The sequence below is a fragment of the Nonomuraea sp. B1E8 genome, assembly GCF_039871515.1.
In the GTDB taxonomy this organism is placed as follows: Bacteria; Actinomycetota; Actinomycetes; order Streptosporangiales; family Streptosporangiaceae; genus Nonomuraea.
Window position 1 is genome coordinate 382,436 of sequence record NZ_JBDPLS010000002.1, and the last position, 25,643, is coordinate 408,078.

The window sequence follows — 25,643 nt, forward strand, 5'->3', positions numbered from 1 at the left end:
CGCACATAGGGTGTCGGTGTGGAACAGGCATCTCTCGAGTTGACGGTAGGTCCGGTCGCCCATGGCGGCTGGTGCGTGGCACGCCACGAAGGGCGCGTGGTCTTCGTCCGCCATGCCCTGCCCGGCGAGCGGGTGATCGCCGACGTCACCGAGGAGACCACCCGCTTCCTGCGGGCCGACGCCGTGGAGATCCTGGAGCCGTCGCCCGATCGTGTCGTCCCGCCCTGCCCCTACGCCGGCCCGGGGCGCTGCGGCGGTTGCGACTGGCAGCACGCCACGCTGGAGGCGCAGCGGCGGCTCAAGGCGCAGGTCGTGACCGAGCAGCTGCAGCGGCTGGCGGGCATTGAGCGCGAGGTCGTGGTCGAGGAGGTGCCGGGGGCCAAGGACGGCCTCGGCTGGCGCACGCGGGTGCAGTTCGCCGCGCTGCCCTCCGGCGAGCTGGGCTTCCGCCGCCACCGCTCCCACGAGATCGAGGTCGTCGACGCCTGCCTGATCGCCCATCCCGAGGTCGAGGCGGTCGCCGCCGAGGAGCACACCTGGCCTGGCGCGTCGAGCATCGAGGTCATCGCCTCGTCCGGCGGCGACCGGGCCGTGGTCGTCACGCCCAGGCCCCGGCGCAGCGTCACGGTGCCCGACCTCGAAGCGCCCGCCTCCGTCCTGCTCGACCAGGGCAAGGGCCGCACGGTGCCGCGGCGCGGCTCAGGCGTGCTGCACGAGCAGGTGGGCGATCGCCGGTTCCGGGTGGCGGGCAGCGGCTTCTGGCAGGTGCACCCCGGAGCCGCCGAGACGCTGCTGGACGCGGTGCTGGCCTACGCCGCCCCCGAACCGGGGGAGTGGGCGCTCGACCTCTACTGCGGCGTCGGCCTGTTCGCGGCCGGCCTGGCGGAGGCCGTGGGGCCCGAGGGCGCGGTGTTCGGAGTGGAGTCGGAGGAGTCCGCGGTCCGTGACGCCCGCGCCAACCTCCGCGACCTGCCGCAGGCGCGGGTGGAGCGGGGGCGCGTCGAGGACGCCCTCGACCGGCACCAGATCGAGCGGGCCGACCTCGTCGTGGTCGACCCGCCGAGGGCGGGGCTGGGGCGCGAGGTGGTGACGCGCATCGCGTCGCTGGACGCCCTGCGGATCGTGTACGTGTCGTGCGACCCGGCCACCCTCGCCCGCGACCTGGCCTGGCTGGCGGAGCGCGGCTACACCCTGTCGGAGCTGCGGGCGTTCGACGCGTTCCCGATGACCCATCACGTGGAGTGCGTCGCGCTGCTCGTCCGGGCGTAGACCGGGCGGCCCTGCGCAGACCGGGCGGCCCTGCGCAGACCGGGCGGCCCTGCGTAGACCGGGCGGCCCTGCGTAGACCGGGTGGTCGTGCGCGGGCGGGTGGTGCCGTGGCGGGCGGACCTCAGAGCCAGCCCATGCGCTGCGCCGTGCGGATGGCCTCCAGGCGGTTCTGCGCGTTGAGCTTGGTCATGGCGCTGGACAGATAGTTGCGTACGGTGCCCTCGGTCAGGTGCAGCTCTCCGGCGATCCTGGAGATCGTGGCCCCGTCGCCGGCCAGGCGGAGCGCGTCGCGTTCGCGCTCGGTCAGCGGGCTGTCGCCGGCGGCCATCGCCGCGGCGGCCAGCTCGGCGTCGAGGTAGCGCCCGCCCGCCTGGACCTTGCGGATGGCCATCGCCAGCTCCTCCGCGGAGGCGTCCTTGCCGAGGAAGCCGCTCACGCCCGCCGCCATGGCCCGGCGCAGGTAGCCGGGACGACCCAGGCTGGTCAGGATGACGATCTTGCACTGGGAGCTGATCCGCTCGGCGGCGCTCAGGCCGTCCATGCCGGGCATCTCGATGTCGAGGACGGCCACGTCGGGGCGGTGCTCGGCCACCGCGGGCACGACCTCGTCGCCCCGGCCCACCTGGGCCACGACCTCGATGCCGTCCTCCAGGTCGAGCAGGGCCGCGATGGCGCCCCTGACGAGGTGCTCGTCGTCGGCGAGCAGCACGCGTGTGGTCATGCGGGTGTGCTCCTCGTGCGCGGCACGTGCGCGGTCATGCGGGCACCGCCGCGCGCAGGAGGTAGTGGCCCTCGCGGGTCGGCTCGGCCTCCAGGATGCCGCCCGCCGCGCGCACGCGCTGGGCCAGCCCCGCCAGGCCGTTCGGCGCGTGCTCGCCCACCGGCCCGTTCACCCCGTCGTTGGACATCTCCAGCACTCCGTCCTGGATCGTGATCGTGCAGCGTTCGGCCTTGCTGTGCTTGAGCACGTTCGTCGCGCCCTCGCGCACGACCGTGGCCAGCAGCGTGCGCGCCTCGGGCGACAGCGAGGCGGCCTCCGCGCGCACGGTGCAGCGCACGTTCGCCGCCTCCAGCACCGCCCGGACGCTGGCGAGGACCTCGTCGAGATCGATCGCCCGGTAGTTCTGGACGACGTTGCGCACCTCGCGCAGCGACTGCCTGGCCAGGTCGCGCACCTCGAACATCTCGGCCGCGGCCGCCTCCTGCCCGGAGCGCAGGGTCTGCTCGGCGCGGGCGGTCCTGGCCGCGATGTCGGTGAGGCTCTGCCCGAGCAGGTCGTTGAGGTCGCGGGCGAAGCGCAGCCGCTCCTCCGACACCGCCAGCCTGGACAGCGCCTCCTGCCCTTCGTGCGCCTCCCTGGTCAGGTGCCAGAGCCGCAGGTTGGCCCACATCGCGCCGACGGAGATGGCGGTCATCACCGTCTGTACGAGCACCAGCTCGGGAGAGAAGGCGTTGACCAGCGTCACGTACAGGTTGATGACCACGATCGACGCGACCGACAGGGCGATGACGGTAGTTCTGCGGGCGAACGTCGTGATCAGCCCCAGCCACGCCGGGATCACCCAGATGAGCGGGAGGACAGACAGGAGGAGGACGATCACCCCGGTGACCGCGATGATCGCCGTGGGCCGTTTCCCGCCCCTGACGGCGATCCTGAACGGCCGCGTGCTCAGCACGGTGAAGACCAGCAGCAACACCGCGGCGGCCGCGACCACCGGCCAGGGCAGGCCCAGCTGCCAGCGGACGTACAGGTCGAAGAATCCGATGCCGGACAGCAGCAGGAGAAGGTCCGCGGACCAGACGATCAGCCAGCGGGCCTTGTCGAACTTCGTCGCGTTCCGTACGCGGGAGATCACCTTCACGGCGGCACCGCCGCGCGCAGCAGGAACTCGCCCGACCTGGTCGGCGCCGCGGAGAACGAGCCGCCCGCCGCGACCAGCCGCTCCGACAGCCCGCGCAGGCCGTTGCCGGGCGTGCCCGGCTGCCCGTTCACGCCGTCGTTGACCATTTCGAGCACGCCCCCGTCGATGGTGATGGCGCAATGGGTGGCCCTGCTGTGCTTGAGCACGTTGGTGCCGCCCTCGCGCACCGCCCACGCCAGCAGCGTCCGCGACTCCGGCGGCAGCCCGTCGGCCCTGGCCTCGATCACGCAGCGGGCGCCCGTGGCCTCCAGCGCGACGCGTACGCCGTCGAGCTCCTCGTCCAGGTCGAGCATCTGGTAGCCGTGCACGGCCTGCTGCACCTCGGCCAGCGACTCGCCGGCCAGCTCGCGTACGGCGGCCATCTCGGCGGCCGCCCTCACGGTGTCCTTGGTGGCCAGCTTGGCGGCCAGCTCGCTCTTCAGCGTGATCACCGCGAGGCTGTGGCCGAGCAGGTCGTGCAGGTCACGGGCGAAGCGCAGGCGCTCCTCCGCGACGGCCAGGCTGGCCTTCGCCTCCCGGCTCTTGTGCGCGTCCCTGATCATCCACCAGAGCCAGCGCCACAGCAGCATGGCTCCGATCATGACGGCGGCCGCGGCCGACTCGCTGAGCAGGACGCTCGGCCACGTCTGGCCGCTCACGTGGACGACGAATGCGGTGGACAGGGCGACCGCGACCGCGGCCAGGCAGGCCGTCGCCCGCAGCGACAGGTAGAGGGCGGCGGCCGACAACCACAGAGTGACGCTCTCCCAGCGCAGGCCGGCGATACTGCCGCTGTGCGGCATGAGCAGCAGCACGCCCGCCGCGCAGACCGCCGCGATCGCGAGTTTCGGCGTGGGCCTCGGCCGGTGGTCGAAGGCCTGCCTGAGGAGGAGGGGGTAGAGCCCGAAGAAGCCGAGCAGGCACACGAGGACGGCCACCGTGCGAGGGACGGAGATCGTGCCGGCCGCCATCTCCGCGACGGTGAACCCGGCGAACATCAGGGCCATGAAGGCCGTCGCGGCGTCCATCCAGTAGATGAGGAGCTTTCTGGCCGTGTCGGGACGTGCCGCCATCACGCCCTCCCCATGCTGACAGAAACCTCACCGCTGCCCGGAATCCTATCTTCAGGACAGCGCCCGCCAGAGAATCCGCGAGACGCCCTGCGGTGGCTCCGCTCCACGCAGCGACAGCCAGGCCAGCCGGTGGCGGGTGGCGTACGCGGCCAGCGTGCGCGCGTCCGACGCGCCCAGATCGGAGCCCCCGGCCAGCACCGGGGTCAGCGCGATGCGCTCCCACGCCTCGCCGGGATCGTCCAGGCCCTGCGCCCGCGCGACCTGGGCGCGGGCCGCCCGCACGGCCGTCGCCACCCTGCCCAGCCGGCTGCGGTGCGCCGTACGCGGCCCGAGAGCGGCCAGCAGGTTGACGGTCCCGATGTCCGCGCCCGCCCGCCGCGTGGTCCGCAACATCGCCGCGTCGGCAGGGCTCAGCCCGCCGGACCTCAGCGGCAGGGTGAAGCTCACGCGCAGGTCGCGCTCCTGCTGCAGGGCGTTGATGGCGCGCGCCCTGCGCAGCACGGCGGCCCTGTCGGCGCTGTCGCGCACCTCGAAGTCGATGGCGGTGGCGCCGTAGGCTTCGACGATCCTGCGGTAGGCGGTGGCGAGCCCGCCGGGCCGGGTGCAGGTCGCGGCCAGCTCGCGCCCGCCCTTCCCGCCGAACACGAGCACGGCGTCGCCGCCCAGCGCCCTGAGCCGGCCGATCGGCTTGCCGGGAGCGGGGGAGCCCGTCCAGGCCGGCACGCAGCCGTCGCCGCCCGCGACGAGGTGGCCGAGCGCGTACCGGCGGACGCCGGTGCGGCGGTACCGCGCGGGGAGGTCGAACTCGGGCTCGCGGGCGGAGTCGACGAACGTCACGTACGTCGTCGGCGGAGGTCCCTCGGAGACCACGGGCGAGAGCGAAGGCGACGGCCGCGCGACCGGTGGGGGCGCGGTCGCCTGCTCCCGGCCGTCCGCCGGGAGCAGGCGGATCGCTGTGCCGGTGCCCGCGACGAGCGCGAGCGCGCCCAGGATCGCCAGAGGACGTGGGAGCAGGCCGGGCTCCCTGGTGTGCCGCGGCATAGGCCACCCCGTGTGGTCGGTCGGCTACGTACAGCGCTGGCGGGTGCACGCTACCAACCGCGGGCGGCACGGCGCGGCCCTTTGCAGGTTCGCGTCCGTTGTGTGCGGATAATGTGGGCATGAAGCTGCGGATCTTCACCGAGCCCCAGCAGGGCGCGACATATGACGACCTGCTCTCCGTCGCACAGGCTGCCGAACGCCTGGGTTTCGACGCTTTTTTCCGGTCTGACCACTACCAGCGCATCGGCGCCGGCGACCCGGGCCCCGGCTCGACCGACGCCTGGATCACGCTTGCCGGCCTGGCCAGGGAGACCTCAAGGATCCGGCTGGGCACGCTGGTGAGCCCGGCCACGTTCCGGCTGCCGGGGCCGCTGGCGATCAGCGTGGCCCAGGTCGACCAGATGAGCGGGGGCCGGGCCGAGCTGGGCTTCGGCACCGGCTGGTACGACGGCGAGCACGCCGCGTACGGCATCCCCTTCCCGCCGACGGGCGAGCGTTTCGCGCGCTTCGAGGAGCAGCTCGAGATCATCACGGGCCTGTGGACGGCGGAGAAGGGCTACTCCTTCGAGGGCAGCTACTACCGGCTCGCCGACTCGCCCGCCCTGCCCAAGCCCGTCCAGCGGCCCAGGCCGCCGGTCATCATCGGCGGGTTCGGCGCCAAGCGCACGCCGCGGCTGGCGGCGACGTACGCGGACGAGTACAACGTGCCGTTCCGCACCCTGCCGGAGATCAAGGAGGCCTTCGACCGGGTGCGCGCGGCGTGCGAGAGCACCGGGCGCACCGTGCTGCTGTCGACGGCGCACACCACGGTCGTGGGAGCCGACCAGGCGGAGGTCGAGCGGCGCGCGGCGGCCGTCGGCGAGAACCCGGACACCCTGAGCGAGCGCGGCCTGGCCGGCACCCCCGCCGAGGTGGCCGAGAAGCTCGCCAAGCTCGCCGACCTCGGCGCGGAGCACGTCTACCTGCAGATCCTCGACCTGGCCGACCTGGAACACCTGGAGCTGATCGCCGCCGAGGTGCTTCCGCACGTGGCGTAATCGATTGGCGGCGCTTCGCGTGGTTACGGCACACTTGTGCGGGTGCTGTTGACGATCACGACCACCGCGAGGCCCGCCACCGATCTCGGCTTCCTCCTGCACAAGCATCCCGAGCGCGTGCAGGAGTTCGGCCGGTCGTTCGGCACGGCCACGGTGTTCTACCCCGAGGCCGGCGATGAGCGCTGCACGGCGGCGCTCATGCTCGAGGTCGACCCGATCGCGCTGGCCAGGTCGCGCGGCAAGGGCTCGCCCGACTTCAGCCTGTCGCAGTACGTCAACGACCGCCCCTACGCCGCCTCCTCACTGCTGGCCGTGGCGCTGGCCGACGTGTTCCGCACCGCGCGGGCCGGCCGGTGCGGGGCCAGGCCCGAGCTGCCGGCCACGCCGCTGCCACTGGAGCTGCGGCTGCCCGCGCTGCCCTGCCGGGGCGGGCCCGACCTGGCGCGGCGGCTGTTCGAGCCGCTCGGCTGGGAGGTGGCCGCGCAGCCGATCGTGCTCGACGACGGCTTCCCGGAGTGGGGGGAGTCGCGCTACGTCCGGCTCACCCTGAGCGGGTCCGCCCGCCTGGCCGACGCCCTCAACCACCTGTACGTGCTGCTGCCGGTGCTCGACGACGGCAAGCACTACTGGATCGCGCCCGACGAGGTCGACAAGCTCATCAGGGCGGGGGAGGGATGGTTGCACGGCCACCCGGAGCGCGGCCTGATCACCCGGCGCTACCTGGGGCGGCGCTCGAAGCTGGCCCGTACCGCGCTGGCGCGCCTGGCGGAGCTGGGCGACGAGACCGAGGAGCAACTGGAGCCCGCGGTCGAGGAGGACGCGCCCGCCGGCGAGGCCGCCACGGAGGCGGAGACCACGGAGGCGGAGTCCACGGAGGCGGAGTCCACGGAGGCGGAGACCACCGGGGCCGGCGCCACGACCGGCGAAACCGCCGAACCACCAACCGGCCTCGATCCGGCACAGAACGGCGAGGCGCAGGAGGCCGCAGCCGAGGACGCCGGGGCGCGCGAGGGTGCGGGCGGTGGCGCGCCCAAGGGCAGGTCGCTCAGCGTGCGGCGGCGCGAGGCCGTGCTCGCCAAGCTGGAACAGCTCGGCGCGGCCAGCGTGATCGACCTCGGGTGCGGCCAGGGCGAGCTGGTCGGCGCGCTGCTGGCCAGGCCCCGGTTCGCCAGGGTCGGCGGCATGGACGTCTCGTCGATGGCCCTCACCATCGCCGCCCGCAAGCTGCGCCTCGACCGCATGCCGGACAACAAGCGGGCCCGGCTCACCCTGTTCCAGGGCGCGCTCACCTACACGGACAAGCGGCTGTCCGGCTACGACGCCGCCGTCCTCATGGAGGTGATCGAGCACGTCGACCCGCCCCGGCTGGCCGCGCTCGAACGCGTCGTGTTCGCCCACGCCAGACCCGGTCACGTGCTCGTCACCACGCCCAACATCGAGCACAACGTCCGCTACGAGTTCCTGACCGGGCTGCGCCACCCCGACCACCGTTTCGAGTGGACCCGCGCCGAGTTCGCCGCCTGGGCCACCCGGGTGGCCGGGCGGTACGGCTACCAGGTGGCGTTCGAACCGGTCGGCGACGACGACCCCGAGGTCGGCCCGCCCACCCAGATGGGAGTGTTCACCCGTGATCAGCGTTCCTGAGCTCTCCCTCGTGGTGCTCGTCGGCGTCTCCGGCAGCGGCAAGTCCACGTTCGCGGCCCGGCACTTCGGGCCCACGCAGGTCATCTCCTCCGACTTCTGCCGGGGCCTGGTCTCCGACGACGAGAACGACCAGTCGGCCACGCCGGCGGCGTTCGACCTGCTGCACCACATCGTCGGCGTGCGCCTGTCCAGGGGGCTGCTCACCGTCGTCGACGCCACCAACGTCCAGTACGCCGCCCGCAAGAGCCTCATCGAGCTGGCCAGGAAACACGACGTGCTGGCCGACGCCATCGTGCTCGACGTGCCGGAGGAGGTGGCGATCGAGCGCAACGCCGCCCGCCCCGACCGCGACTTCGGCCCCGGCGTGGTGATCAGGCAGCGCAAGGACCTGCGCCGCTCGCTCGGCAAGATCTCGCGCGACGGCTTCAGGAAGGTCCACGTGCTGCGGGGCCTCGACGAGATCGACGCCGCCACGGTCGGCTACGAGAAGGCGTGGTCGGACAAGACGGAGCTGACCGGGCCGTTCGACATCATCGGCGACGTCCACGGCTGCCGTTCGGAGCTGGAGACCCTGCTCGGGAAGCTCGGCTGGCAGCCCGGCCCGCAGGGTCTCACGCACCCGGAGGGCCGTACCGCGGTGTTCGTCGGCGACCTGGTGGACCGCGGGCCCGACACGCCGGGCGTGCTGCGCCTGGTCATGGACATGGTCGAGGCCGGCACGGCGATCTGCGTGATGGGCAACCACGAGCAGAAGCTGGTGCGCGCGCTCAACGGACGCAAGGTCAAGGTCGCGCACGGCCTGCAGGAGTCGCTCGACCAGCTCGCCGCGCAGCCGCCGGGGTTCGCCGAGCGGGCCAGGACGTTCATGGACGGCCTGCTCAGCCACTACCGCCTCGACGGCGGCCGGCTCGTCGTCGCGCACGCGGGGCTGAAGGAGGCCTACCACGGCCGCGCCTCGGGCCGGGTGCGCGCGTTCGCCCTGTACGGCGACACGACCGGCGAGACCGACGAGTACGGCCTGCCGGTCCGCTACCCGTGGGCCGACGAATACCGGGGCCGGGCCACGGTCGTCTACGGCCACACGCCCACGGTCGCCCCCGAGTGGGTGAACAACACGATCTGCCTCGACACGGGCTGCGTGTTCGGCGGCCACCTGACCGCGCTGCGCTACCCGGAGCGCGAGATCGTCCAGGTTCCCGCGGAGAAGGTGTGGTACGAGCCGACGAAGCCGCTCGGCGCCGCCCAGGCGCGCGATCCCGGCATGCTCGACATCAACGACGTGATCGGCACCCGGCACGTCGAGACCAGGTTCGGCGCCCGGGTCAAGATCATGGAGGAGAACGCGGCCGCCGCGCTGGAGGTCATGAGCCGGTTCGCGGTCGATCCGCGCTGGCTGGTCTATCTGCCGCCCACCATGGCGCCGCCGGAGACCTCCACGCTCGACGGCTACCTGGAGCACCCGCACGAGGCGTTCGAGGAGTTCGCCGCCGCCGGGGTGAGCGAGGTCGTGTGCGAGGAGAAGCACATGGGCTCGCGGGCCGTCGCCGTGCTGGCCAGGACGCCGGAGGTGGCCGCCGCCCGGTTCGGCGTGAGCGACGGCAGCGCGGGCGCGGTGTTCACGCGCACCGGGCGGCCGTTCTTCGCCGACACCGCGCCTCTGGTGGCACGGCTGCGCGAGGCCTGCGAGCCGCTCTGGGCGGAGCTGGGCTCGGACTGGGTGGTGCTCGACTGCGAGCTGCTGCCCTGGTCGGCGAAGGCGGGCGAGCTGATCAGGTCGCAGTACGCCTCCGTCGGGGCGGCCGCCCGCGCCGCGCTGCCCGAGGCGATCGCGGCCCTGGAGGCGGCGGCCGGTCGCGGGCTGGAGGTCGGCGATCTGCTCGGCCGCACCCGGCGCCGCTCCGGCAACGCCGCCCTGTTCCGCGACGCGTACGCGCGGTACTGCTGGCCCGTCGACGGGCTGGAGGGGATCCGGGTGGCGCCGTTCCAGATCCTGGCCTGCGAGGGAAGGGCCACGGCGCTGGAGCCGCACGCCTGGCACCTGTCCACGCTGGGGCTGCTCGAGTCCCCGCTGATCGCCAGGACCGAGCACGTCTTCGTGACGCTCGGCTCGCCCGAGTCCAGGGCCGCGGCCACCGCCTGGTGGGAGTCGATGACGGCGGCGGGCGGCGAGGGCATGGTGGTCAAGCCGGCCGCCTACGCGCCGGGCCGCGTGCAGCCGGGGGTCAAGGTGCGGGGGCGCGAATACCTGCGGATCATCTACGGCCCCGACTACACCGAGTCGCTCGACGTGCTGCGCAGGCGCTTCCTCGGCAAGAAGCGCTCGCTGGCGCTGCGCGAGTACGCGCTGGGGCTGGAGGCGCTGTCGCGGCTGGCCGACGGCGAGCCGGGATGGCGTGTCCACGAGCCGGTCTTCGCGGTGCTGGCCCTCGAGTCGGAGCCGGTCGACCCCCGCCTGTGACGGGCATACGTGGGTGATCCGCGGGTAGTTCCCCCGCCTGGGGGAAGGACCTGCATGGCTACTCAGCACACCCATCAAGAGCACTTGAGTCACGTCGTGTTCATCACGGCGGCGGCGGCTGTCGGCGGGTTCCTGTTCGGCTACGACAGCTCCGTCATCAACGGCGCGGTCGTCGGGATCCAGAACCACTTCCGCGTGGGGCCGGTGGTGATCGGGTTCGTGGTGGCGATCGCGCTGCTCGGGTCCGCCTTGGGAGCATGGATGGGCGGCCGGATGGCCGACCGGCTGGGGCGCACCCGGTCCATGCAGGTGGCGGCGGCGCTGTTCGCGGTCAGCTCGATCGGGCAGATGTTGCCGTTCGCCGTCTGGGATCTGGGGTTCTGGCGGGTGGTCGCGGGTTTCGCCATCGGCATGGCGTCGGTGCTCGGCCCCGCCTACATCGCCGAGGTGGCGCCGCCCGCCTACCGGGGGCGGCTGGGCTCCTTCCAGCAGCTGGCCATCGTGCTCGGCATCGCGGTCTCGCAGCTGGTCAACTACGTGATCGCCAGCATCGCCGGCGGCAACGTCAACAACCACCTGGGGCCGCTGCAGGCCTGGCAGTGGATGCTCGGGGCGTGCGTCGTGCCCGCCCTGCTCTACCTGCTGTTCGCCTCGATCATCCCGGAGTCCCCGCGTTACCTGATCATGTCGGGGCGGAGCAGGAAGGCGCGCGAGGTGCTGGCCGAGGTCGAGGGCGAGGACATCGACCTCGACGCACGGGTGGCGGAGATCCAGCACGTGCTGCGCACCGAGAAGGTGCCGGGGCTGAAGGACCTGCGCGGCCCCGCGCTCGGGCTGCTGCCGATCGTCTGGATCGGCATCGTCCTGTCGGCCTTCCAGCAACTCGTCGGCATCAACGTGATCTTCTACTACTCGTCCGTGTTGTGGCAGTCGGTCGGCATCAACCAGGCCGACTCGCTGCTGATCAGCTTCTCCAGCTCGATCATCAACATCATCGGCACGTTCATCGCCATCTCGCTGGTCGACAAGATCGGCCGGCGGCCGCTGCTCATGATCGGGTCGGCCGGGATGGCGATCTCGCTGGCCACCGCGGCGTGGGCGTTCAGCGCGGCGCGGCTGGTGGAGGGGACGGTGTCCCTGCCCAACCCGCAGGGGGCGATCGCGCTCGTGGCGGCGAACGTGTTCGTGTTGTTCTTCGCGCTGTCCTGGGGCGTGGTGGTCTGGGTGCTGCTTGGCGAGATGTTCCCCAACCGCATCCGCGCCGCCGCCCTGGGCGTCGCCGCGGGGGCGCAGTGGATCGCCAACTGGCTGATCACGGTGTCGTTCCCGGCGCTGTCGGAGTGGAACCTGTCGCTCACGTACGCCGCGTACTCGGCCTTCGCCGTCCTTTCCTTCCTGTTCGTCGCCAAGTGGGTCAGGGAGACCAAGGGGCGCAAGCTTGAGGAGATGGGCTGAGACGGCCGGGGTGGCCGGGGCACGCGCCCCAGGCCACCGTCGCCCGTGCGTCCCGGAGGGGCATCACTTCGTGACGAAGTCCTGGGTCCAGTAGATCCGGCCCTGGCCGTCCTTCTTCGCGCCGACACCGATGAGGTTGTAGCGGCAGTTCATGATGTTGGCCCGGTGGCCGGAGCTGTTCATCCAGGCCCGCACCACGGAGGCCGCAGAGGGCTGGCCCCAGGCGACGTTCTCTCCCCATGCCCGGAACCCGGTGAGGCCCGCCGCCTCGATGCGCTGCCGGAGGTCGGGGCGTCCGGGGAGTTTGTGCGCCATCTTGTTCTGCTCCGCCATGTCGGAGGAGTGGCCGACGGCGGCGGCGTGGAGTTTCCGGTCGTGCTTGAGCGGCCCGCAGCCGCCTTTGGCGCGTTCGGCGTTGGTCAGCTTGACGACCTCGTTCTCCACGGCCGTGCCCACCCCGCCCGAGGAAGGGGGAGTGGCGTCGTCGCCCGGGTCGCACGTCAGCTTGGCGGCCTTGGACGTGACGGTGTGGCCGCGGTAGTCGGTGGCGAACGCGTAATAGGTGCCCGGCCGGCAGTCGGTCTTCAGGGTGATGCGGCCGTTCCTGGTCGCGCCGCTCTTGACGACCGGATCCCGTCCCTCCACGGCGCGCTTGATGCGGATGCGGAGGAGCGCGGGGCCGAAGCACCCGCGGCGGACGGCGAATGACGTGATCTTCTGTGCCTCGTCGTCGAGCCGGGGCTTGGCCACGTTCACCCGGCACGCGGCCTCGGATGCGGTGGCGGCCTGCGCCGTGCCGAGCGGCGCGCTCAGCGCCGCCACGGTCACGAGACCGGCGAGTACCCCAAGGGGTCTACGCATAAGGGTGTGCCTCCAGTTGCGATAGATGCTGGATGGGACCGCATTCTGTCGGGAAAGCTACCGATTTGTCATCGAATCGCGATAAAAGCCGGTAAACCAGAGTGACTTTAGAGGCGACGTTGCGATCAAGCTGGGGTCCCCGCTGCCTCCCGTGCCGGGTCTCCGGTTGAACCGGTTAGGCCGTACCCGCTGATGTGGTCGTTTCATGCCTCGGTGCGTGGCGGGTCCGCAGTGGGAGCGTTTGCGGGACCACGTCTCGAAAGCGTCACGGCCCTTGACGTACGCGTCACCAGGAATTTACGTTCGCGGTACTTATCCGGTTCAGCAGGCCGTCGCCGGCCTACCACTACTGAAGAAGTGATCGCTCACCGGCCAGCGGGCGGGAGTGTGCTCGCCGTCCTGATGGGAGCGCTCCCACGCGATGCGGGCCCGTTCGAAGCCGCTCATCGGGGTTGTCTAGCAGACGTGCGAACCTTCGCGCCCGGCGCGGAGGAAGGAGAGAAGAGATGCGTATCCGGGCTCGGATCCTCATCCCGGTCGTGGCGGCGGGCCTGCTGGCCACGGCCTGCACCGGCGGCGGATCCACGCCGAACCCGCCGGCCTCACAGGCACAGGGCCAGTCCGGCGCCGCCAGCGCCGACCCCGACCAGCTGCCGCGCAACGAGACCCTGTACACCACCGGCACGCAGTGGGGCCCGCCCCTCAACTACAACCCCATCCGGGAGTGGGACTCCGCCGTGGGCACCAAGGGCCTGGTGTACGAGACGCTGTTCCACTACGACACCAACGCGGCCAAGCTCGTCCCGTGGCTGGCCGAGAGCGGCTCGTGGACCGATGACACCACCTACGAGCTCAAGCTCCGCCAGGGCGTCAAGTGGTCCGACGGCCAGCCGTTCGCCGCCAAGGACGTCGTCTACACCTTCGAGCTCGGCAAGATGGAGACGATCCCGTTCCACAACCTCTGGGACTGGCTGGAGAAGGTCGAGGCGACCGACGACCAGACCGTGACGTTCACCTTCTCCGAGGCCAACTACCAGCAGTGGGACTACATGCTCTACAGCCGGGCGATCGTCCCCGAGCACGTCTGGAAGGACCGCTCGGAGAAGGAGGTGCTCGACGGGACCAACGACAACCCGGTCTCCACGGGCGCGTACACGTTCATGAGCAAGGACCAGGACCGCGTGGTCCTGCAACGGCGTGACGACTGGTGGGGCAAGACGGCGCTCAACATGGAGCCCAAGCCCCGCTACATCGTGGACATCGCCACGCCGAGCAACGAGGTCGCGATGGGCATGCTGCTGCAGAAGGGCCTCGACCTCAGCAACAACTTCCTGCCCGGCGTGGCCAACCTGGTGCAGGGCAACTTCGGACTGACCACCTACTACAAAGAGCCGCCGTACATGTTGTCGGCCAACACCGCCTGGCTGGTGCCCAACACCACGAAGAAGCCGATGGACGACCCCGCCTTCCGCAAGGCGCTGGCCTCGTCGATCGACGTCAAGAAGATCGTCGAGAGCGTGTACGGCAACCTCGTCAAGGCGGCCAGCCCGACGGGCCTGCTCCCGCAGTGGGACACGTACGTGGACAAGAACGTGGTGTCCGCGTCCGGCTTCGCCTTCGACCCGGGCAAGGCGAAGAAGCTGCTGGCCGACGCCGGCTACAAGGACGGCGACGGCGACGGGTTCGTGGAGAACAAGGACGGCTCCAAGATCAGCCTGACGCTCATCGTGCCGTCGGGCTGGACCGACTGGATGGAGTCGGCCCGGTCGATCGCGACCAGCGCCAAGGCCGCCGGCATCCAGATCACGCCCGACTTCCCCGACTTCAACGCCCTGGTGGAGAAGCGCACCGAGGGCGACTTCGACCTGCTCATCAACAACGAGCGCCAGCTGTCCAACTCGCCGTACACCTACTACGAGTACATGTTCCAGCTGCCGGTCAGGAAGCAGCAGAACACGGTCAACTTCGCCCGCTACGAGAACGAGAAGGCCTGGGGCCTCGTGCAGCAGCTCGACCAGGTCAGGACCGACGACACCGCCGGCATGCAGAAGATCACCTCGCAGCTCCAGCAGATCCACTTCGACGACATGCCGATCATCCCGCTCTGGTACAACGGCCTGTGGGCGCAGCACAGCACCAGCACGTGGAAGAACTGGCCGGCCGCGGAGGGCAGCGCACCCAAGACCGGCGCCGTCATGTGGCGCAACTGGTTCGAGCTGGGCGGCTTCGAGACGCTCACCCAGCTCCAGCCCGCCGGCTCCTGACCTCTGACCGTTCACCCCTCCGCCCCGCGCGGCTCGGGCCGCCGGGGGCGGAGGGCCTCTCGGAGAACACGCGTGCGTCGCTACTTCAGCAGGAAACTGCTCATCTACGGATTGACCTTCTTCGTCGCCGTCACGGTCAACTGGCTGATCCCGCGCTTCATGCCGGGTGATCCGGTGGCGAGCATGGTGGCGCGGGCGAACGTCGCCCAGCCCGAGGCCGTCGAGGCGATGCGGGCCTACTACAACGATCTCTTCGGCTTCGACCAGCCGCTCTGGCAGCAGTACGTGAACTTCTGGGGCGCGATGTTCCGGGGCGACTTCGGGATCAGCATCTGGTTGTTCCCGACCCCGGTCAGCACCGTGATCAACGGGGCTGTGCCGTACACGCTGGGCCTGATCATCCCGTCGGTGCTGCTGAGCTGGGTGGTGGGCAACCGGTTCGGCGCCTACGCCGCCCGGCGCAAGCTGCTCGACAACACCGTGCTGCCCGTCGGCTACGTGCTGACGGCCATGCCGTACATGTGGCTGGCGGTGCTGCTGGCCTGGGCGCTCGGCGTGATCGCCGGCCTCTTCCCCGTCGCGGGCGGCTACAGCTTCTCGATGCGGCCCAACTGGTCGTGGACGTTCGTGCTGGACCTGCTGCACCACTGGACGCTGCCGTTCCTGTCGTTGTTCCTGGTGGCGCTGGGCGGCTGGGCGATCGGCATGCGCAACATGATCATCTACGAGCTGGAGTCCGACTACTCCAACTACCTGTCGGCGCTCGGCGCGCCCGCCCGGCTCATCCGCAGGTACGCCTTCCGCAACGCCGTCCTGCCCCAGATCACCGGCCTGGCCCTGCAACTGGGCGTGCTCGTGGCGGGAGCGCTCGTCACCGAGATCGTCTTCGCCTACCCGGGCCTGGGCAGCCTGATCCTCAAGGCGATCCAGAACCAGGACTTCTTCCTGCTCCAGGGCACGTTCCTGTTCATCGTGCTCGGAGTGCTGATCGCCAACTTCATCATCGACATCGTTTATGTCGTGGTCGATCCCCGGACCAGGGCGGGAATGGCGGGTGCGCAGGCATGACGACACTCCAGGAGACCGAGCCCCGCGAGCGGGAGGGGGTGCGCCGCGAGGCGCTGCACTTCGCCGTGCGCAACGGCAAGCTGATGGCCGGGTTCGGCGTCGTGGCCGTGCTGCTCGTGCTGGGCCTGGCCGGGCCGCTGCTGGTCAGCGGCACGCCCAACGACTACGGCACCCGCCCCATGAGCCCGCCGTCGGCCGAGCACTGGCTCGGCACCACCACGTTCGGCCAGGACATCTTCCTCCAGTTCGTGCACGGCCTGCGCGCCACCTTCCTCGTGGGCGTCATCGGCGGCGGCATCGCGGCGGTCATCGGCATGCTCGTGGGATTCGTGGCCGGCTACCGGGGCGGCGTGGTCGACGAGGTGCTCAACATGCTGACCAACGTCATCCTGGTCATCCCCACGCTGGCCGTGCTGCTGATCATCAACGCCTACCTGGGCATCCGGAGCGTGGCGGTGCAGGGCCTGTTCATCGGGCTGACGCAGTGGCCGTGGGCGGCGCGGGCGATCAGGGCGCAGACGTTCTCGCTGCGTACCCGGGAGTTCGTGGACCTGGCGCGGATGAGCGGATCGGGCACCTGGCGGATCATCTCCAGGGAGATCGCGCCGAACATGAGCTCCTACCTGTTCATGACGTTCATCCTGCTGTTCGGTGGCGCGATCCTCATCGCCTCCTCGCTCGACTTCATCGGCCTCGGCCCGACCGAGGGCGTCTCGCTCGGCCTGATGTTGCAGAACGCCAACCAGTGGAGCGCCCTCCAGCTCGGCATGTGGTGGTGGTTCGTGCCGCCGGGCGCCGGCATCACGGCGATCGTGGGCGCCCTGTACGTCGCCAACGTCGGGCTCGACGAGGTCTTCAACCCGAAACTGAGGGAGACATGAGTCTGCAGGTCAGCGAGCTCCGGGTGTACTACAGGACGCTCAAGGGCGAGGTGCGCGCGCTCGACGGCATGACCTTCGGGCTCGGCGACGGCGAGATCCTCGGCCTGGTCGGCGAGTCCGGCTGCGGCAAGAGCACCCTGGGCAAGAGCCTCATCCGCATGGACGGGCGCATGCGCCACGTCGGCGGCACGGTCGTGCTCGACGGCCGGGAGCTGCCGATCGGCGACGACCGCGCGATGAACGACTTCCGCTTCCGCGAGGTCTCCCTCATCCCGCAGTACGCCATGAGCGCGCTCAACCCGACCCGCAGGCTGCGCAGGATGGTCACCGAACTGCTCAGATCCAGGGGCTCGGCGGTGGACACCGCCGAGCTGGAGCGCCGGATGGACCAGGTCGGCCTGCCCCGCGAGGTGCTCGACCGCTACCCGATCGAGCTGTCGGGCGGCATGAAGCAGCGCATGGTGATGGTGATCTCCACACTGCTCGACCCGTCGCTGCTGATCGCCGACGAGGTCACCTCGGCGCTCGACGTCTCCACGCAGAAGGCCGTCGCCCGCGCCCTGCTCGGCTTCCGTGAGAGCGGCTACGTCAAGAGCATGATCTTCGTCACGCACGACATCGCGCTCACCCACCACATCGCCGACACGATCATGGTCATGTACGCGGGCAGGCTCGCCGAGAAGGCGCCGGCCGACGTGATCGTCAAGGCGCCCCGCCACCCGTACACGAAGCTGCTGCTCGACTCCCTGCCCGAGGTCGGCGTGCGCTACGCCGACCGCCGGCTCGAGGGCATTCCCGGGAGCCCGCCCTCGCTGCTCGACCCGCCCGCCGGCTGTCGCTTCCGCGCCCGCTGCCCGATCGCGGGGGACGAGTGCGCGCAGGACCCGCCGGTGGCCGAGCTCGCCCCCGACCACCACGTCGCTTGCTGGAAGGCCTGATGCTCAGACTCGACGACGTCACCAAGGAATTCAGGATCGGCGCCTTCGGCGGCAAGAGCGTCACGGCCGTGCGGGAGGTGAGCTTCGAGGTCGTCCCCGGCGAGGTCGTCTCGCTGATCGGGGAGAGCGGAAGCGGCAAGAGCACGATCGGCCGGATGATCCTCGGGCTGAACCCGGTCACCCGCGGCTCGATCAGCTTCGACGGGCGGCCCGTCCGGGCGGGCAAGGAGTACTACCGCCACATCCAGGGCATCTTCCAGGACCCGTTCAGCTCGTTCAACCCGGTGTTCAAGGCCGACCGCGTCTACAGCATGATCAAGGAGGCGTACTACCCGGCCGTCCCCCAGGCCGAGTGGGCGGAGCGCGTCGAGGCGGCGCTGCGCGACGTGCGGCTCAACCCCGGCCAGGTGCTCGGCAAATACCCCCACCAGCTCAGCGGCGGCCAGCTGCAGCGCCTGCTCATCGCCCGCGCGCTGCTGCTGGACATCAAGCTGCTGGTCGCCGACGAGATCACCAGCATGCTCGACGCCTCCACGCGTATCGACGTGCTCAACCTGCTGGCCGAGCTGAAGGCCAGAGGGCTGGGCGTGCTCTACATCACCCACGACCTGTCGCTCGGCACCTACCTCGCCGAGCGCACCGTGGTGCTGCGCCGGGGGAGCGTCGTGGAGATGGGGCTGACCGGCCGCGTCTTCGGGGATCCGCTGCACCCGTACACGCGCGAGCTGCTGTCGGCCGTGCCGCGCATGAACCAGGCCTGGGACGACGCCACACCCGTGGACTCCTGCGTCTACCACGAGCGCGGGGCCGCCAGCGCCCTGGTCGAGGCCGAGCCGGGGCACTTCGTGGCGTGCGCCCGGCTGGACACCTGTCCCTAGGAGACTACGCCGAGGAGCGCGGGGCGGCGCTCAGTGCTCGTTGCCCGCGCGCAGCCAGGTGATGTAGTCGGCGGCGGCGCGCTCGGGGTCGTAGGCGGGCGCGTAGCCGGTGTCCTGCCGGAGCCGGGTGATGTCGAGGTGGGTCTGCCCGCCGGTTCCGCCGGTGGGCAGGTCGATCCGGGCGTCGGGGACCACTTTCCTGATCGCGGCGATGACCTCGGCGTTGGACGTCGCGCGCCCGGACGCGACGTTGTAGGTGCGGTGGCCGAGCCGGTCGGCGAGCTGGAGGAGCGCGATGGCGCGGGCGGTGTCCTTCACGTAGCACAGGTCGATCGAGTCCTCCGCGTACGGCGGCGCGGCGAGGGTCGACAGGTCCGGTTCGGTCCCGCGGGCGGCGGCATGGACCAGCTCGGGGGCGGCGAAGAACAGCGCGCCGTGGGGGTCACGGGGTCCCCAGGTGGCCGAGATGCGGTAGTTGACGACCTCGATGCCGGTGGCGCCGGCCAGATGCTCGTTGAGCAGCTCACCGATCTTCTTGAAGGTCGGGATGAGGTGAAAGGACGCCATGGGCAGGGGCATGTCCTCGCGGAGCGCGCCGGTCAGGCCGGAGTAGACGCCGATCGTGCTCGCGACGCCGACGCGCTTCACCCCCCAGTCCTGCGCGGCCTGCATGACGTTGAGCAGGCCGCCGATCGCCTTACGCGTTGCCTCGACGGGCTGACCTGCGCCGGGGGGCCAGGGCATGGACCCGGCGAGGTGCACGATGCCGGTGATCTTGTGGCGTTCGCCGACGTCGAGCAGAGCGGGCAGGTCGGTGATGTCGCCCTGCTCCATCGCCACCTTCGCGCCGGCGAGGTAGGCCGGCAGCTCGGCCCTGCGGCGCTGGAGCAGCACACACTCCTCACCCATGTCGAGGAGCGCTTGAACGGTGTGCGAGCCGATGAAACCGAGACCGCCGGTGACCAAGATCATGCTGAAACTCCCGTCCGAATGCTTCTGGGTCGCGCCGCGCACGCGGGGGAACGCTCACGCCGCGGCGGGCTCCGCACGAAACGGAGCACTGTTCCGAAAGATACGGAGCAGTGTTCCGGTTGTCAACGGGCCGCCGAGTGGCGCCGGCCGCGCACGTGACCGCTCGGACGGGGACGGGAGGCGGGAGGCCGGTCAGCGGCGGTGGTGGAACCGGCGGCGCACCATGCTGACCACCACGGCCGCGACCCACACCACGAGCAGCACCTTGAAGACGCCGAACCCGCCGAAGAACAGCCCGAGCATCATGGCCACGAACAACAGGGGCACGATCGGGTGCGGGCCGCGGTGCCGCCGCCACGGATGGTGGTGGCCCCGGGTGTGGCGCATGTCGCGGTGCGCGCGGCGCATCTCCTGCATCTGCTGTCGATGCGCGTGCATCGCCGCCCGCCGGTCGCCCATGTCGGGCTGCGGCGCCGGCGTGCGGTAGCCGGGGCCGGGGAGGTCGGCCGTGATGCTCGCCAGGTCGCGGGCCGTCTTGGCGGCCAGCGTCCGGTCGAGGCGCTCTTCGAGCTCCTCGTGGGTCAGGCGGCCCTGGGCGAAGTGCTCGCGCAGGGCGGCCATCGTCTGCTCGCGCTCGGCGTCGCCGATGCGGAGATCGTTGCGGTCCATGTGCGGCTCCTCGCTCTCTCCGAACCGGCCATCGCGTGCGCCGGCCATCCGTGGGGTCATTCCTCGCCCGGCTCGTCGTCGGCCAGGATCTGGTACAGCTTGCGCCGGGTCTCCACTAGAGTCTTACGCGCTTCGCGGATCTGCGCGTCGCTGCCGGTCTGCAGAATCTGCATCATGGCGAAGGCCGACTGCCGAGCGATATGCCAGAGATCGGCGGTGTTGTCGTCGATGTCCGGGCGCATCTCGTCCCATGGGGCCCTGACCTCGTCGGCGTGCGTCTCGACGTACGCGCTGCCTTCCTGGGTGAGACGGTAGGCCTTGCGGCCCTCGTGCTCCTCCGAGATCACCAGACCCTCGTCGGTGAGCTGCTGCAACGCCGGATAGACGGCGCCGGGGCTGGGCTTCCAGCCGCCCTCGCTGCGCTCGGCGATCTCCTGGATGATCTGATAGCCGTTGCGCGGCTCCTCGGAGAGCAGGGCCAGGATCGCGGCGCGTACGTCGCCCCGCTTGGCCTTGCGGCCCCTCCCGCCCCAGCCGCGGTGCCCGCCACCCCATGGGCCGCCGGGACCGCCGGGACCGCCCCACGGGCCGCGCCCGAAGTCGAACGGGAATCCGGGTCCGCCTCTCCTGCCGCGGTGGCGGTGCTCGTGCGGGCCGCCGCGATGGTGGTGGCCGCCCATCTGCTCGAACGCGTCGCTCAGGGCTCTGAACGCCTCGCGGGCCGCTCGCTTGTATTCGCGGGCGCCGGGCCAGGGCCCGCCCGCTGCCTGTGCTGAACTCATTTTTCCCCCTATATCGCGATCTGTTCTCGATGCGTCAAAGATATATCGATGAAATGTCGTTCTGCAAGTCACGAAAAGGTGTGATCCAGATCACGAAAAAGTTGCGGAATCCGGGAACAGGTCGGGGGAGGCGCTCGTTGTTCAGAGCAGACGAGGTCGTTCCGCGTCGGCAGGGCTGGGGGGTGCTGTCGCCGCGGAGACGACCTCGTCTGCGTTTGCGGGTGCTTGACGCGACGTCGCGGGCCTTCACGGCCCGGTCGCCCGGCATGCCTCACCGCGCAAAGAACCTCTTTGCCGTACAGTCCGGATCATGATGGGGCACACGCATGCGATGACCGGGGCCATCGCCTGGCTGGGGCTGGCGCCGCCCCTTGCCGCACTGCCGCTGGTGAACGAGTCCACCCGGTTCGTGGAAACCGGGATCATGGCCGCCGCGCTCAGTCCCGCCGAGTTGATCGCCGGCGCCATCATCTGTGCGGGCGCCGCGATGCTGCCCGACCTCGACCATCCCCACGCGACGATCGCGCAGACGTTCGGGCCGGTCACGTGGGCGCTCAGCAAGCTCGTGTCATGGCTCGGCGGCGGCCACCGCGGCGCCACCCACTCGCTCGTCTTCGCCGTGGCCATCGGGTTCGGGGCGCACTGGCTGGCCAACACCTATCCGATCGGGCGCGACGTCATGGTCGTGCTGCTCATCGGCCTGGCGTTGCGCGCCATCGGCGTCGGGATCCCGGGGAACAAACTCGGTTCGATCATGATCAACATCGGCATGACCGCGGGGCTCTTCGCCGTCTTCCTCTCTCTCGAGGTGGGCTACGCCTGGCTCGGGCTGGCCGTGGGGGTCGGAAGTTTCATCCACGTCGTCGGCGACTGCATGACCGAGCGCGGTTGCCCCGTGTTGTGGCCGCTGGGGGCGAAGTTCGTTCTGCCGTGGAAGATCGGCATCAAGACGGGCAGGAAGTTCGAGCAGAAGATCCTCGCGCCGATCCTGTCCGTGGCCATCGTCGGGCTGCTGTACTGGCGCCTGGCGCCCGTTTAACTTGATGTCGAGATACTTTTCCCGATATCTTGATGTCGAGACACCTGTCGCGCGGACACGAATTAGGTTCACCTAACGTGCTTACCCGTTCGCGCGTGCGGCAGGATTTGGGGAGTGAACCCGACGCAGCGAGCGGAGTGGGGGCCCGACGAAGGAGGGACCCCGCGAAGTGAGTGAGGAGGGTGAGCGACTCATGAGCAGGAGTGAACCCGACGCAGCGAGCGGAGTGGGGGCCCGACGAAGGAGGGACCCCGCGAAGTGAGTGAGGAGGGTGAGCGACCCATGAGCAGGAGTGAACCCGACGCAGCGAGCGGAGTGGAGACCCGGCACCACGGGAGCCGCGAAGCGCGTGAGGAGCGGGGAGCCACCCGCAAGCCTGAAAGATGTCTGATGGAGGAGGCGAACCACCGTGTCCGCGAACAGCTTCGGCAGCCGTGACACGCTACGCGTCGGCGACGCGTCATATGAGATCTTCCGGCTGGACGCCGTCGAAGGCGCCGCGCGCCTCCCGTACAGCCTGAAGATCCTGCTGGAAAACCTCCTCCGCACCGAGGACGGCGCCAACATCACCGCCGACCACATCCGGGCGCTCGGAGGATGGGACCCGAAGGCGGCGCCGAGCGTGGAGATCCAGTTCACGCCCGCGCGCGTCATCATGCAGGACTTCACGGGCGTGCCCTGTGTGGTCGACCTGGCCACGATGCGCGAGGCCGTGCGCGACCTCGGCGGCGACCCGGCCAGGATCAACCCGCTCGCGCCCGCCGAGATGGTCATCGACCACTCGGTCATCGTCGACTACTTCGGCCACCCCGACGCCTTCCAGCGCAACGTGGAGCGCGAATACGAGCGCAACCACGAGCGCTACCAGTTCCTGCGCTGGGGCCAGACCGCCTTCGACGAGTTCAAGGTGGTGCCGCCCGGCACCGGCATCGTCCACCAGGTCAACATCGAGCACCTGGCCCGCGTGGTCATGACCCGCTCCGACGGCGACATCAACAGGGCCTACCCCGACACCTGCGTCGGCACCGACTCCCACACCACGATGGAGAACGGCATCGGCGTGCTCGGCTGGGGTGTCGGCGGCATCGAGGCCGAGGCCGCGATGCTCGGCCAGCCGATCTCCATGCTCATCCCGCGCGTGGTCGGCTTCAAGCTCAACGGCAAGCTGCCCGCCGGGGCCACGGCCACCGACCTGGTCCTGACGATCACCGAGATGCTGCGCAAGCACGGCGTGGTGGGCAAGTTCGTCGAGTTCTACGGCGAGGGTGTCGCGTCCGTGCCGCTGGCCGACCGGGCCACGATCGGCAACATGAGCCCCGAGTTCGGCTCCACCTGCGCGATCTTCCCGATCGACGGCCAGACGGTCGACTACCTCCGCCTGACCGGGCGCTCCGAGGAGCAGATCGCCCTCGTCGAGGCGTACGCCAAGGCCCAGGGCCTCTGGCTCGACCCGGCCGCGCCCGAGCCGCAGTTCTCCGAATACATCGAGCTCGACCTCGCCACGGTCGTGCCGTCCATCGCCGGTCCCAAGCGCCCGCAGGACCGCATCGCCCTGTCGGCCGCCAAGCAGACCTGGCGTCACGACGTCGAGAACTACGTGGAGGACGGCGTCGACGAGGCGTCGAAGGAGTCCTTCCCGGCCTCCGACTCGCCCGCCTCCAACTCCACGGCCGACGGCGGGCGGCCGCACAAGCCGGTGCCCGTCACGCTGGCCGACGGCACCTCGTTCGAGATCGACCACGGCATCGTCTCGATCGCCGCGATCACCTCGTGCACCAACACCTCCAACCCGTACGTCATGCTCGGCGCGGCGCTGCTGGCCCGTAACGCCGTGGAGAAGGGCCTGACCCGCAAGCCGTGGGTCAAGACCTCGCTGGCCCCCGGATCGCAGGTCGTCACGGGCTACTTCGAGCGCTCCGGGCTCCAGCCGTACCTTGACAAGATCGGCTTCAACCTCGTCGGCTACGGCTGCACCACCTGCATCGGCAACTCGGGGCCGCTCCTGCCGGAGATCTCCGAGGCCGTCCAGGCCAACGACCTGGCCGTCGCCGCCGTGCTGTCGGGCAACCGCAACTTCGAGGGCCGGATCAACCCCGACGTCAAGATGAACTATCTGGCGTCGCCGCCGCTGGTGGTCGCGTACGCGCTGGCCGGCACCATGGACCTCGACCTCGACACCGAGCCGCTCGGCGTCGGCAGCGACGGCGAGCCGGTCTACCTGCGCGACATCTGGCCGGCGCCGGAGGAGGTCGCGGCCGTGGTCAACTCCTCGATCGGGCGCGACATGTTCGAGCGCGACTACGCCGACGTCTTCAAGGGCGACGACCACTGGCGCTCGCTGCCGATCCCGACCGGCGACACCTTCGAGTGGGACCCTGACTCGACCTACGTCCGCAAGGCCCCCTACTTCGACGGCATGCCGGAGAAGCCGGAGCCGGTGACCGACATCACCGGCGCCCGCGTGCTGGTCAAGGTCGGCGACTCGGTCACCACCGACCACATCTCGCCCGCCGGCTCGATCAAGGTGGGGACCCCGGCCGCCCAATACCTGAAGGCCAACGGGGTCGAGGTGAAGGACTTCAACTCCTACGGCTCGCGTCGTGGCAACCACGAGGTGATGATCAGGGGCACGTTCGCCAACATCCGCCTGCGCAACCAGATCGCCCCCGGCACCGAGGGCGGCTACACCCGCGACTTCACCCAGTCCGACGGCCCGGTGTCGTTCATCTACGACGCCTCGGTCAACTACGCCGCCGCGGGCACGCCGCTGGTGGTGCTGGCGGGCAAGGAGTACGGCTCCGGGTCCTCGCGTGACTGGGCGGCCAAGGGCACGGCGCTGCTGGGCGTCCGCGCGGTCATCGCCGAGTCGTACGAGCGCATCCACCGCTCCAACCTGATCGGCATGGGTGTGCTCCCGCTGCAGTTCCCGGAGGGCGCCTCGGCGGAGGCCCTCGGCCTGACGGGCGAGGAGACGTTCGACATCACGGGCGTCGAGGAGCTCAACAAGGGCGGCATCCCGCAGACGGTGCACGTCAGGGCGGGTGACGTCGAGTTCGACGCGGTGGTGCGCATCGACACGCCCGGCGAGGCCGACTACTACCGGCACGGCGGCATCATGCAGTACGTTCTGCGGTCGTTGCTCGCCAAGTGAACTTCCCGAGCTCCCGTCCGGTCAAGAGCCGGCCGGGAGCGAGGGAGCCCGGCTCGTCGCCGGGGTTGGGCGTGATCCTCACGCGCCCGTTTCGGGGGAACCACCCGACACACTGAGAGCCGTCCGGCGGAACACCCTCCGCCGGACGGCTCCTCGCGTTTCCGGCCCGCGTACCTGCACGAAAGGGGACACGCTCCCCGGAACTACGCGATACGCTCTTTGCGCGTGATCTTGCGGTTGGTCGCAGGCGTGTGCAAGCCTT

21 protein-coding genes are annotated in these 25,643 nt (G+C 70.5%); 12 read left to right on the top strand and 9 right to left on the bottom strand.

The window, feature by feature from the left end:
* Positions 1 to 18: 18 nt before the first annotated feature.
* Positions 19 to 1,269 carry a class I SAM-dependent RNA methyltransferase gene (locus ABGA98_RS10745; RefSeq protein ID WP_347618052.1) on the top strand — a complete coding sequence of 417 codons (1,251 nt, stop codon included), beginning with the start codon at positions 19 to 21 and terminating at the stop codon, positions 1,267 to 1,269.
* 121 nt (positions 1,270 to 1,390) lie between these two features.
* Here the strand turns inward: ABGA98_RS10745 and ABGA98_RS10750 are convergent, their stop codons facing one another.
* From ABGA98_RS10750 to ABGA98_RS10765, 4 genes are read right to left on the bottom strand one after another with little or no spacing between them, the layout of a single operon-like run.
* Positions 1,391 to 1,990, bottom strand: coding sequence for a response regulator transcription factor (locus ABGA98_RS10750; protein WP_347618053.1), 600 nt, complete (start codon positions 1,988 to 1,990; stop codon positions 1,391 to 1,393).
* Positions 1,991 to 2,024: 34 nt separating this feature from the next.
* Positions 2,025 to 3,131, bottom strand: coding sequence for a histidine kinase (locus ABGA98_RS10755; protein ID WP_347618055.1), 1,107 nt, complete (start codon positions 3,129 to 3,131; stop codon positions 2,025 to 2,027).
* A complete protein-coding gene (locus tag ABGA98_RS10760; RefSeq protein WP_347618056.1) occupies positions 3,128 to 4,243 on the bottom strand; it encodes a histidine kinase in 1,116 nt (371 codons plus the stop codon). The genes ABGA98_RS10755 and ABGA98_RS10760 overlap by 4 nt, the downstream gene beginning before the upstream one ends.
* 51 nt (positions 4,244 to 4,294) lie before the next feature.
* Positions 4,295 to 5,284, bottom strand: coding sequence for a hypothetical protein (locus ABGA98_RS10765; protein WP_347618057.1), 990 nt, complete (start codon positions 5,282 to 5,284; stop codon positions 4,295 to 4,297).
* 119 nt (positions 5,285 to 5,403) lie between these two features.
* Between ABGA98_RS10765 and ABGA98_RS10770 the strand changes: the two genes are divergently transcribed.
* Genes ABGA98_RS10770 through ABGA98_RS10785 form a run of 4 tightly spaced genes read left to right on the top strand, consistent with a single transcriptional unit; the run spans position 5,404 to position 11,878 of the window.
* On the top strand, positions 5,404 to 6,321 hold the full coding sequence (locus tag ABGA98_RS10770; protein WP_347618058.1) for an LLM class F420-dependent oxidoreductase: 918 nt from the start codon (positions 5,404 to 5,406) through the stop codon (positions 6,319 to 6,321).
* 42 nt (positions 6,322 to 6,363) lie between these two features.
* Positions 6,364 to 7,965: a 3' terminal RNA ribose 2'-O-methyltransferase Hen1 gene (locus tag ABGA98_RS10775; protein ID WP_347618059.1), complete on the top strand. Its 1,602-nt coding sequence runs from the start codon at positions 6,364 to 6,366 to the stop codon at positions 7,963 to 7,965.
* Positions 7,949 to 10,423 carry a polynucleotide kinase-phosphatase gene (locus ABGA98_RS10780; protein ID WP_347618060.1) on the top strand — a complete coding sequence of 825 codons (2,475 nt, stop codon included), beginning with the start codon at positions 7,949 to 7,951 and terminating at the stop codon, positions 10,421 to 10,423. The genes ABGA98_RS10775 and ABGA98_RS10780 overlap by 17 nt, the downstream gene beginning before the upstream one ends.
* A 54-nt stretch (positions 10,424 to 10,477) precedes the next feature.
* A complete protein-coding gene (locus ABGA98_RS10785) occupies positions 10,478 to 11,878 on the top strand; it encodes a sugar porter family MFS transporter (RefSeq protein WP_347618061.1) in 1,401 nt (466 codons plus the stop codon).
* A gap of 63 nt (positions 11,879 to 11,941) precedes the next feature.
* Here ABGA98_RS10785 and ABGA98_RS10790 read toward each other — a convergent pair whose 3' ends face one another.
* Positions 11,942 to 12,739: a CAP domain-containing protein gene (locus tag ABGA98_RS10790; RefSeq protein WP_347618062.1), complete on the bottom strand. Its 798-nt coding sequence runs from the start codon at positions 12,737 to 12,739 to the stop codon at positions 11,942 to 11,944.
* A 321-nt stretch (positions 12,740 to 13,060) separates the two neighbouring features.
* Entirely contained in the window at positions 13,061 to 13,186 is a 126-nt protein-coding gene (locus ABGA98_RS10795) for a hypothetical protein (RefSeq protein ID WP_347618063.1), read from the bottom strand.
* 59 nt (positions 13,187 to 13,245) lie between these two features.
* Between ABGA98_RS10795 and ABGA98_RS10800 the strand changes: the two genes are divergently transcribed.
* The 5 genes from ABGA98_RS10800 (at position 13,246) to ABGA98_RS10820 (ending at position 18,768) form a co-directional block, all read left to right on the top strand.
* The gene (locus ABGA98_RS10800; RefSeq protein ID WP_347618064.1) at positions 13,246 to 15,003 is read left to right on the top strand and encodes an ABC transporter substrate-binding protein; all 1,758 of its coding nucleotides are present in this window, start codon (positions 13,246 to 13,248) and stop codon (positions 15,001 to 15,003) included.
* Between the two features lie 72 nt (positions 15,004 to 15,075).
* Positions 15,076 to 16,071: an ABC transporter permease gene (locus tag ABGA98_RS10805; RefSeq protein WP_347618065.1), complete on the top strand. Its 996-nt coding sequence runs from the start codon at positions 15,076 to 15,078 to the stop codon at positions 16,069 to 16,071.
* Positions 16,068 to 16,952 carry an ABC transporter permease gene (locus ABGA98_RS10810; RefSeq protein ID WP_347618066.1) on the top strand — a complete coding sequence of 295 codons (885 nt, stop codon included), beginning with the start codon at positions 16,068 to 16,070 and terminating at the stop codon, positions 16,950 to 16,952. The genes ABGA98_RS10805 and ABGA98_RS10810 overlap by 4 nt, the downstream gene beginning before the upstream one ends.
* Positions 16,949 to 17,890 carry an ABC transporter ATP-binding protein gene (locus tag ABGA98_RS10815; protein WP_347618067.1) on the top strand — a complete coding sequence of 314 codons (942 nt, stop codon included), beginning with the start codon at positions 16,949 to 16,951 and terminating at the stop codon, positions 17,888 to 17,890. The genes ABGA98_RS10810 and ABGA98_RS10815 overlap by 4 nt, the downstream gene beginning before the upstream one ends.
* The gene (locus tag ABGA98_RS10820) at positions 17,890 to 18,768 is read left to right on the top strand and encodes an ATP-binding cassette domain-containing protein (protein ID WP_347618068.1); all 879 of its coding nucleotides are present in this window, start codon (positions 17,890 to 17,892) and stop codon (positions 18,766 to 18,768) included. Before ABGA98_RS10815 ends, ABGA98_RS10820 begins: the two co-directional genes overlap by 1 nt.
* 30 nt (positions 18,769 to 18,798) lie before the next feature.
* Here the strand turns inward: ABGA98_RS10820 and ABGA98_RS10825 are convergent, their stop codons facing one another.
* The 3 genes from ABGA98_RS10825 to ABGA98_RS10835 form a co-directional block, all read right to left on the bottom strand.
* Positions 18,799 to 19,740: an NAD(P)-dependent oxidoreductase gene (locus tag ABGA98_RS10825; protein ID WP_347618069.1), complete on the bottom strand. Its 942-nt coding sequence runs from the start codon at positions 19,738 to 19,740 to the stop codon at positions 18,799 to 18,801.
* 192 nt (positions 19,741 to 19,932) lie between these two features.
* Positions 19,933 to 20,409 (bottom strand): DUF1707 domain-containing protein, encoded by a 477-nt coding sequence (locus ABGA98_RS10830; RefSeq protein ID WP_347618070.1) that lies wholly within the window; start codon positions 20,407 to 20,409, stop codon positions 19,933 to 19,935.
* A 56-nt stretch (positions 20,410 to 20,465) separates the two neighbouring features.
* Entirely contained in the window at positions 20,466 to 21,191 is a 726-nt protein-coding gene (locus tag ABGA98_RS10835; RefSeq protein ID WP_347618071.1) for a PadR family transcriptional regulator, read from the bottom strand.
* Between the two features lie 310 nt (positions 21,192 to 21,501).
* On the opposite strand from ABGA98_RS10835, the gene ABGA98_RS10840 reads away from it, so the two are divergent.
* Together ABGA98_RS10840 and acnA are read left to right on the top strand one after the other, a co-directional pair.
* Entirely contained in the window at positions 21,502 to 22,230 is a 729-nt protein-coding gene (locus ABGA98_RS10840; protein WP_347618072.1) for a metal-dependent hydrolase, read from the top strand.
* 409 nt (positions 22,231 to 22,639) lie between these two features.
* Positions 22,640 to 25,381, top strand: coding sequence for an aconitate hydratase AcnA (acnA, locus tag ABGA98_RS10845; protein WP_347618073.1), 2,742 nt, complete (start codon positions 22,640 to 22,642; stop codon positions 25,379 to 25,381).
* Positions 25,382 to 25,643: the final 262 nt, after the last annotated feature.